The sequence below is a fragment of the Rubripirellula obstinata genome (genome assembly GCF_001642955.1).
Lineage (GTDB): Bacteria > Planctomycetota > Planctomycetia > Pirellulales > Pirellulaceae > Rubripirellula > Rubripirellula obstinata.
Genome location: NZ_LWSK01000215.1, coordinates 1 through 4,233, shown reverse-complemented (window position 1 = coordinate 4,233; position 4,233 = coordinate 1). Strand labels below are relative to the sequence as shown.

At 55.0% G+C, this 4,233-nt stretch carries 4 protein-coding genes; all 4 read right to left on the bottom strand.

All coding sequences use genetic code 11. The features are described 5' to 3' along the window. Positions 1 to 211: 211 nt before the first annotated feature. Entirely contained in the window at positions 212 to 718 is a 507-nt protein-coding gene (locus RC85_RS24905) for a hypothetical protein (protein ID WP_068267511.1), read from the bottom strand. A 640-nt stretch (positions 719 to 1,358) separates the two neighbouring features. Continuing rightward, on the bottom strand, positions 1,359 to 1,874 hold the full coding sequence (locus RC85_RS24900) for a hypothetical protein (protein WP_068267509.1): 516 nt from the start codon (positions 1,872 to 1,874) through the stop codon (positions 1,359 to 1,361). Positions 1,875 to 1,999: 125 nt separating this feature from the next. Next, entirely contained in the window at positions 2,000 to 2,401 is a 402-nt protein-coding gene (locus RC85_RS24895; RefSeq protein WP_238383224.1) for a hypothetical protein, read from the bottom strand. 1,619 nt (positions 2,402 to 4,020) lie between these two features. After that, positions 4,021 to 4,233: hypothetical protein (locus tag RC85_RS28710; RefSeq protein ID WP_238383223.1), on the bottom strand; the 213-nt coding region annotated here is incomplete at its 5' end.

Here is a 4,233-nt window from a genome sequence, read left to right as displayed (position 1 = left end):
GTTAATGCCCCGCAGGGCAGTCGGCACTTCGATTTCGTTGAGCGTTGGGGGCAAAGCTGGTTTGGGCGTGCGTAGGTTGTGCCCCGCAGGGCGCGAGGCGGGCAGCAAGTGTCCGCGGCTCAGTCGGATAACGTCCAGGATCACCGGGTACGGAGGGAAAAGTCAACCATCACGGAAAATCTCGCAAGCCGTACTCCGGTGCATCCTTTGGTTATCCGCTCTTTTCAAGGGCAGTGCGCCGAGACGTGCTTCGATACACCAAAGAAACCAATGCCACAGCGATAAATTCGGCAAGCAAGGCAATGAGCATATCAAACAGCCAGTGCGATTGCTCGCGATATAGCACGCTAGCAAAATTGAAGCCGTATTGCGATAGCATGCGCGGCAGTTCTTCCAACCGGAGCACTTCGGTGGGTTGAGTTCCGAAGACGAATCCAGCAACAATTGAACGCATGAGGGTTTCGGCATTTGAGTGTGAGCGAGCCATCAAATGCCCAATCAGATAGATTGGGATGGCTATGACCGCAGCAACGAAGATCTGGAACAGCAGGTCGGGTTGCGTCCGGTTAAGCCAGCGCAGCAAGAACGGCGTTCCAACGGACGCGTCCCAAGAGAGGTTGAATAGGACCGCATAGATTGACAGGCGTGTCAGCCAAGCTAGCGAACGATCGCGATCGGATTTCGCATGCGACGGTTCGTAAGGATTGATGCCTGCCATTGGGTTGGGTTCGGAGGATTCAGTCGGATAACGTCTAGGATCACCGGGTGGGGACGGAAAAGGTAACCATCAGGAAGCAGCCGCAAGCCCCACTCCGGTGCATCCCTTGGTTATCCGCGATTATGGGTTGCGAGGCGGACAGCCAGCGAGCATGGGCCGCGCGAGCGGAAAACAACGACGGAACGTCGCCACGATGATCTGCGCGAGCAGAAAACAACGGCGGGACGCCGCCAGCCTGGACTTCGTCCACGTGGGTGGCCACTTGTGTAAATGTAATGGTAGCGATTTGCGACGGGAAGCCAAAATTTCGGTGTGTGTCGAGTGCTGTAGATAAAACGTTCAACAATTCAACGCTCGACGTTGCCCAGTGCCCCTGCGGTGCCCGTGCTCTCTCGGCGTTAATCATCGTCGCGCGACAGATAGCCCCAAAGGCCACAGCCAATGCAAACGATGACGCAAAAGACAACGATGCCCCATGAAAGTAGGCTGCCTTCTGCGAGTCCGTCGAAAAAGGCGTCAGGTGGGCGATCGTGAATCATGTCACAATGTCAGTCGGATAACGACCGGGATCACCGGGTACGGAGAGAAAAGTCAACCATCACAGAAAATCGTGCAAGCCGTACTCCGGTGCATCCCATGGTTATCCGTCGGTCGCGGGCCCGTTCACGCGTCTAAACGAGCGTTCGATGTCACGAGCGAAAGACCCAGGCCGAGGAATTCGACGGTTCTTCAGGTACGTCCGTAATAGCTTAGCATCACCAGTAGACGCGAGGTAGAAGTAGATGACCCATCTAGTACCGAACCCATAAGAGTATCCATGAACGATCGTGTTCTCTCGGTCGCATGCGTCGGTGTCCGGATCGCCAAAGCCGTCGGCATCCTCGTCAGGCCAGTTCGTCTTTGCATCATCTGAAAATGCGACAATCGCGTCGCAGTGTTCTTCTGCGAACGCAACGAACAGGTCGGGGGCGAGTTGGCCTACGCTCAGATCGGCACGTAACAGGTTATCGTTAACGGCGGAGCGTTCGGTTTGAATGGGAAGTCCGTCGCGGATCGAGATGTGCTGCTGGATGCATTCGACCGGCCTCGACTCCAGGATGCTGTTCAGCATGGGTTGCTCGATCGGGAAAACGGTCAGTCCGTCGTTTGTTTTCATACTGTTTCAGTCGGATAACGTCTAGGATCACCGGGTGGGGACGGAAAAGGTAACCATCAGAAAGCAGCCGCAAGCCCCACTCCGGTGCATCCTTTGGTTATCCGCCGTCATTGCGGTCAAGGAGGTCAGATCGGATCAAGTCGGCAGCAGCTCGAAATCGCGTCGTGTCGCCACCATGGTACTGGAAGCCGTCCCAATGTCCAGATAAGCTTGGAATCAGCGATCATGACGTCGATGTTTGCGACGTTGCCGGCCGCGAAAAACATCAGTTCGTAATCCGGAAGTCCCGGCAGGCCGGGAGACTCAACAACGCGATCAATTGGAGCAAGCGTGCGAAACAGTTCACGGAACGAGTCATACTTGTCAGGTGGAATCGTCAACTCTGTTTCATCCGGGAATGTAACAGAAGCGGATTGGATCAGCGTATTCGACACGATTGCAATCCGCAGATCATCAAACGGCTTTGGTTCGAGATTGAAGCATCCCGAAAAAAGCACAGCGGTGAGGCAAAGCAGGGTGTTTCGCATTGATTTTAGTCGGATAACGTCTAGGATCACCGGGTGGGGACGGAAAAGGTAACCATCAGAAAGCAGCCGCAAGCCCCACTCCGGTGCATCCTTTGGTTATCCCTTTGCACTGAATCGAGCATGATCGATGCGTTGGAAAAGAACGACGGGACGTCGCCATGCTGGACGGAGCGTTGGAACACAGGCTAAAGTGTAGCGTCGGGATCAGCGCAAACGCAAGCAGTAAAGATCACGGTCCGTGATACGAAAGTAGCGGTCAGCAAGCGAACGGTATGTCGCCGATGGGATGCCTTAAAGAAGTGGAAAAAAATCCCATCGGCGACATTCCGTTCGTTTGCGGGAGGTGGAGCGGAGAAAAGCGTGCAAGCAGAGGGGTAGGAAAGTGATGCAGCGGGGAAAGGTCGCGTGGATTCGAGTCGCACAGTTAAGCGTTGAAGCGGAAAAGCAGGCTAGCGGCGAATCGAGTCGTCGCGACCTTCGTGCAAGCAAAGGATCAAGCGTTGAAGCGGAGTTTGGGCCGGGCGCAGCGGAGATAGAGTCAGCGAGCGACCAGCACGAGCAAAGAAGGAGTGATCAAGCAAGCGATCCGACGTAACGAGTCTCGATGTGTAGGAAAGCAAGCGATCGAACGTTCGGCGTTGAAGCGGAGAGACCGCGCACCGAGCGGGATAACGTCTAGGATCACCGGGTGGGGACGGAAAAAGTAACCATCAGGAAACGGCCGCAAGCCCCACTCCGGTGCATCCTTTGGTTATCCGTCGGCATGGGATACGATGGAAACCAGCGACAGGCCCGAGGCGCAAGAGCGAGAACAGACAATGCGAAAACATCGGTGTGAATCGAGGATGACCTGCGCGAGCAGAAAACATCGGCGGGACGCCGCCACAATGGATCGAGTATAACCTGCGAAGCAGAAAACATCGACGGGACGTCGCCACATGAACAAGTTTGGAACCGCGGTAAAACTCTTCGGAATCGGGGATCGAATCAAGACGAGGATTGGATCGTGTATCGCCGGCGTCCCGCCCCGTCGGTGACCCGCGACGCGAGCAACCGTTGGGATCGACCAGGACGGTCCAGAGTAACGATCGGAAGGAATGGTCGCAAGTAAATGATGCAGAGCCAAGCGTTGGAATAGTTGAGCGATCAGCCAACGGAGGCGTTGAGTGTGCCCCTGAGAGCAACTTCGAGTTCGTCGGCACGACCGAGCACTCAGTCGGATAACTTGTTTCTCACCTTAGGGCGAGGGTGATAACAAGTGTTGATTTTGCGTCATTCTATGGTTTGGCGTGTTTGAGCTTATTTTTGTGGTGCCTACCCACAATGGGGTGAGCTCGACTTGTTATCACCGGGATGGACCTTCGGCGTCCTGGGTGACGCGACTTGTTCTCAGGCTTGTTCTCAGACTTATTATCACTTGGCTTCCTCGAGTCTGATTGTCTCTCATCAGCGGGGGTGGTGTCAATGTTTTGCGGCTGAGCTTTGAGTGAATTATGAAGTTTTTGGGGAAGGGGTGATTCGGTGGTGATGCGTTTGTTTGTGGGTTCTGGTTGTGTCTTGGTTGTAGGTGCTTTGGGATTGTGCTGAATTTGCTTCCCGATTTGTATCAGCTCAGGTGTCTAATCGCGTGCCCAACGGGCGGCGCGAATCGCTCGTAGCACGCGGGGCCAGCATGACGCGCGGGGCGATGCCTGGGCTGACGAAAATGTTTGCAACGCAGCAAATTGGGCAAGCTGCACCATGGCAGGCAACACAAACTGCAGCGCTGTGAAGCATTGTGGCAACGGCACATTTTCCTGATCGCCAGTATGTAGGCCGTAGCGAGCCATAGA